Raw genomic sequence first — 5345 nt, 5'->3', positions numbered from 1 at the left:
TGCGGCGGATTTCGATCCGCTAGCTAACAAGTAATGAAGTGCTCGCACAGAAGTAAGGTTTGAACGAAAGTTCAAGTCAGATTCTGAGAGTGAGCGACCGCTCGTAAAGAGCGAAACAGCAGATTGAACTGAAGAGTTTGATCCTGGCTCAGATTGAACGCTGGCGGCATGCCTTACACATGCAAGTCGAACGGCAGCATGATCTAGCTTGCTAGATTGATGGCGAGTGGCGAACGGGTGAGTAATACATCGGAACGTGCCCTGTAGTGGGGGATAACTAGTCGAAAGATTAGCTAATACCGCATACGACCTGAGGGTGAAAGTGGGGGACCGCAAGGCCTCATGCTATAGGAGCGGCCGATGTCTGATTAGCTAGTTGGTGGGGTAAAGGCCCACCAAGGCGACGATCAGTAGCTGGTCTGAGAGGACGATCAGCCACACTGGGACTGAGACACGGCCCAGACTCCTACGGGAGGCAGCAGTGGGGAATTTTGGACAATGGGCGAAAGCCTGATCCAGCAATGCCGCGTGTGTGAAGAAGGCCTTCGGGTTGTAAAGCACTTTTGTCCGGAAAGAAATGGCTCTGGTTAATACCTGGGGTCGATGACGGTACCGGAAGAATAAGGACCGGCTAACTACGTGCCAGCAGCCGCGGTAATACGTAGGGTCCAAGCGTTAATCGGAATTACTGGGCGTAAAGCGTGCGCAGGCGGTTGTGCAAGACCGATGTGAAATCCCCGAGCTTAACTTGGGAATTGCATTGGTGACTGCACGGCTAGAGTGTGTCAGAGGGGGGTAGAATTCCACGTGTAGCAGTGAAATGCGTAGAGATGTGGAGGAATACCGATGGCGAAGGCAGCCCCCTGGGATAACACTGACGCTCATGCACGAAAGCGTGGGGAGCAAACAGGATTAGATACCCTGGTAGTCCACGCCCTAAACGATGTCAACTAGTTGTTGGGGATTCATTTCCTTAGTAACGTAGCTAACGCGTGAAGTTGACCGCCTGGGGAGTACGGTCGCAAGATTAAAACTCAAAGGAATTGACGGGGACCCGCACAAGCGGTGGATGATGTGGATTAATTCGATGCAACGCGAAAAACCTTACCTACCCTTGACATGCCACTAACGAAGCAGAGATGCATTAGGTGCTCGAAAGAGAAAGTGGACACAGGTGCTGCATGGCTGTCGTCAGCTCGTGTCGTGAGATGTTGGGTTAAGTCCCGCAACGAGCGCAACCCTTGTCTCTAGTTGCTACGAAAGGGCACTCTAGAGAGACTGCCGGTGACAAACCGGAGGAAGGTGGGGATGACGTCAAGTCCTCATGGCCCTTATGGGTAGGGCTTCACACGTCATACAATGGTGCATACAGAGGGTTGCCAAGCCGCGAGGTGGAGCTAATCCCAGAAAATGCATCGTAGTCCGGATCGTAGTCTGCAACTCGACTACGTGAAGCTGGAATCGCTAGTAATCGCGGATCAGCATGCCGCGGTGAATACGTTCCCGGGTCTTGTACACACCGCCCGTCACACCATGGGAGTGGGCTTTACCAGAAGTAGTTAGCCTAACCGCAAGGAGGGCGATTACCACGGTAGGGTTCATGACTGGGGTGAAGTCGTAACAAGGTAGCCGTATCGGAAGGTGCGGCTGGATCACCTCCTTTAAGAGCGTGCATCCGACGTTAGGCGTCCACACTTATCGGTTTGTTTGATGTTACAGCCAAGGGTCTGTAGCTCAGGTGGTTAGAGCACCGTCTTGATAAGGCGGGGGTCGTAGGTTCAAGTCCTACCAGACCCACCAAGTTACGGACGGTGGAAGTTGTTCTCTGCCGTGACTGGGGGATTAGCTCAGCTGGGAGAGCACCTGCTTTGCAAGCAGGGGGTCGTCGGTTCGATCCCGTCATCCTCCACCATTACCTTTTGGTTACCAAACGCAAGCATCGACGCTGAGTCGATGGTGTTTGCGTTTGGCCTAGCCAAGACGAGCGTAAAAGTTCGGCTGTTCTTTAACAATATGGAATGTAGTAAAGGTGTCGCGGTGCGTTGATGAGGCGCACATTTAAAACGCGACACTGGGTTGTGATTGTATCAACCAGTATTACCAGAGCAATCGAAAGATTGTCTTGGAATACGGCACAACGCGAGAACTCAGCCTATAGCGAGACATACTCGTTATAGGGTCAAGCGAATAAGTGCATGTGGTGGATGCCTTGGCGATTACAGGCGATGAAGGACGTAGTAGCCTGCGAAAAGCTGCGGGGAGCTGGCAAACGAGCTTTGATCCGCAGATATCCGAATGGGGAAACCCGGCCCGTATGGGTCATCTGTTACTGAATACATAGGTAACAGAAGCGAACGCAGTGAACTGAAACATCTAAGTAGCTGCAGGAACAGAAATCAACCGAGATTCCCAAAGTAGTGGCGAGCGAAATGGGATCAGCCTTGTACTCTTTAGCAGTATTGTTAGCAAAGCGGAATGGAAAGTCCGGCCATAGTGGGTGATAGCCCCGTATGCGAAAACAGTATTGTGGAACTAGGTGTACGACAAGTAGGGCGGGACACGTGAAATCCTGTCTGAAGATGGGGGGACCATCCTCCAAGGCTAAATACTCGTAATCGACCGATAGTGAACCAGTACCGTGAGGGAAAGGCGAAAAGAACCCCGGGAGGGGAGTGAAATAGATCCTGAAACCGCATGCATACAAACAGTCGGAGCCTGGAAACGGGTGACGGCGTACCTTTTGTATAATGGGTCAGCGACTTACATTCAGTGGCAAGCTTAACCGATTAGGGAAGGCGTAGCGAAAGCGAGTCCGAATAGGGCGTTCAGTCGCTGGGTGTAGACCCGAAACCAAGTGATCTATCCATGGCCAGGTTGAAGGTGCGGTAACACGTACTGGAGGACCGAACCCACTAACGTTGAAAAGTTAGGGGATGAGCTGTGGATAGGGGTGAAAGGCTAAACAAACTTGGAAATAGCTGGTTCTCTCCGAAAACTATTTAGGTAGTGCCTCGTGTCTCACCTTCGGGGGTAGAGCACTGTCATGGTTGGGGGGTCTATTGCTGATTACCCCGCCATAGCAAACTCCGAATACCGAAGAGTGCAATCACGGGAGACAGACATCGGGTGCTAACGTCCGGTGTCAAGAGGGAAACAACCCAGACCGCCAGCTAAGGTCCCTAAATATTGCTAAGTGGGAAACGAAGTGGGAAGGCTAAAACAGTCAGGAGGTTGGCTTAGAAGCAGCCACCCTTTAAAGAAAGCGTAATAGCTCACTGATCGAGTCGTCCTGCGCGGAAGATGTAACGGGGCTAAGCAATATACCGAAGCTGCGGATGCACGTAAGTGCATGGTAGGAGAGCGTTCTGTAAGCCTGTGAAGGTGTCTTGTAAAGGATGCTGGAGGTATCAGAAGTGCGAATGCTGACATGAGTAGCGATAAAGGGGGTGAAAGGCCCCCTCGCCGTAAGCCCAAGGTTTCCTACGCAACGTTCATCGGCGTAGGGTGAGTCGGCCCCTAAGGCGAGGCAGAGATGCGTAGCTGATGGGAAGCAGGTTAATATTCCTGCACCGTCGTATGATGCGATGGGGGGACGGATCGCGGAAGGTTGTCCGGGTGTTGGATGTCCCGGTCCCTGCATTGGAGATGGCACTTAGGCAAATCCGGGTGCGTGATTCAAGGGTGTGGGGCGAGCGACTTTAGGTCGCGAAGCAATTGGAAGTGGTTCCAAGAAAAGCCTCTAAGCTTCAGTCATACGAGACCGTACCGCAAACCGACACAGGTGGGCGAGATGAGTATTCTAAGGCGCTTGAGAGAACTCGGGAGAAGGAACTCGGCAAATTGGTACCGTAACTTCGGGATAAGGTACGCCCTTGTAGTTTGACTGGCTCGCGCCAGAAGGACGAAGGGGTTGCAATAAAATGGTGGCTGCGACTGTTTAATAAAAACACAGCACTCTGCAAACACGAAAGTGGACGTATAGGGTGTGACGCCTGCCCGGTGCCGGAAGATTAAATGATGGGGTGCAAGCTCTTGATTGAAGTCCCGGTAAACGGCGGCCGTAACTATAACGGTCCTAAGGTAGCGAAATTCCTTGTCGGGTAAGTTCCGACCTGCACGAATGGCGTAACGATGGCCACACTGTCTCCTCCCGAGACTCAGCGAAGTTGAAGTGTTTGTGATGATGCAATCTCCCCGCGGCTAGACGGAAAGACCCCATGAACCTTTACTGTAGCTTTGCATTGGACTTTGAACCGATCTGTGTAGGATAGGTGGGAGGCTTTGAAACCGGGACGCTAGTTTCGGTGGAGCCGTCCTTGAAATACCACCCTGGTTTGTTTGAGGTTCTAACCTTGGCCCGTGAATCCGGGTCGGGGACAGTGCATGGTAGGCAGTTTGACTGGGGCGGTCTCCTCCCAAAGTGTAACGGAGGAGTTCGAAGGTACGCTTGGTACGGTCGGACATCGTACCTAAAGTGCAATGGCAAAAGCGTGCTTAACTGCGAGACCGACAAGTCGAGCAGGTGCGAAAGCAGGACATAGTGATCCGGTGGTTCTGTATGGAAGGGCCATCGCTCAACGGATAAAAGGTACTCTGGGGATAACAGGCTGATACCGCCCAAGAGTTCATATCGACGGCGGTGTTTGGCACCTCGATGTCGGCTCATCTCATCCTGGGGCTGTAGCCGGTCCCAAGGGTATGGCTGTTCGCCATTTAAAGAGGTACGTGAGCTGGGTTTAAAACGTCGTGAGACAGTTTGGTCCCTATCTGCCGTGGGCGTTGGAATCTTGACGGGGGCTGCTCCTAGTACGAGAGGACCGGAGTGGACGTACCGCTGGTGTACCTGTTGTCTCGCCAGAGGCATCGCAGGGTAGCTATGTACGGAAGAGATAACCGCTGAAAGCATCTAAGCGGGAAACTTGCCTGAAGATGAGGATTCCCTGGAGACTTGATCTCCCTGAAGGGTCGTTCGAGACCAGGACGTTGATAGGCTGGGTGTGGAAGCGCAGTAATGCGTTCAGCTAACCAGTACTAATTGCCCGTGCGGCTTGATCCTATAACCGGTATGTTTCCGGCTGGGTCCGCCTTGTGCCTGATACAAACTAAGCACAACCCCTACTACATTCCCATATTGGCGCCGTTGACACCAAGTCAGCGACGCAACAAGTCATAGCCTGGTGACCATAGCGAGTCGGTACCACCCCTTCCCATCCCGAACAGGACCGTGAAACGACTCCGCGCCGATGATAGTGCGGATTCCCGTGTGAAAGTAGGTCATCGCCAGGCTCTCCCCATACAACACCCCAGCTCTACTACTGAGCTGGGGTGTTTGTCTTTGGCGCGAA

2 tRNA genes and 3 rRNA genes are annotated in these 5345 nt (G+C 52.7%); all 5 read left to right on the top strand.

Going from position 1 to position 5345, the window contains the following annotated elements:
* The first annotated feature begins 125 nt into the window (after positions 1 to 125).
* The 5 genes from R2669_RS24790 to rrf all read left to right on the top strand — a co-directional run bounded on the left by R2669_RS24790 (position 126) and on the right by rrf (position 5286).
* Positions 126 to 1663, top strand: a 16S ribosomal RNA gene (locus tag R2669_RS24790).
* Positions 1664 to 1723: 60 nt separating this feature from the next.
* Positions 1724 to 1800, top strand: a tRNA-Ile gene (locus R2669_RS24785).
* Between the two features lie 36 nt (positions 1801 to 1836).
* Positions 1837 to 1912, top strand: a tRNA-Ala gene (locus tag R2669_RS24780).
* A 265-nt stretch (positions 1913 to 2177) separates the two neighbouring features.
* Positions 2178 to 5056: ribosomal RNA gene (locus R2669_RS24775) — 23S ribosomal RNA — on the top strand.
* A gap of 117 nt (positions 5057 to 5173) precedes the next feature.
* Positions 5174 to 5286, top strand: a 5S ribosomal RNA gene (gene rrf, locus R2669_RS24770).
* The 16S, 23S and 5S rRNA genes sit together here with 2 tRNA genes alongside, the layout of an rRNA operon.
* The last annotated feature ends 59 nt before the right edge of the window (positions 5287 to 5345 follow it).

Source organism: Ralstonia edaphi (assembly GCF_958350185.1).
Classification (GTDB): Bacteria; Pseudomonadota; Gammaproteobacteria; order Burkholderiales; family Burkholderiaceae; genus Ralstonia; species Ralstonia edaphi.
This window is presented reverse-complemented; position numbering and strand designations above follow the sequence as displayed.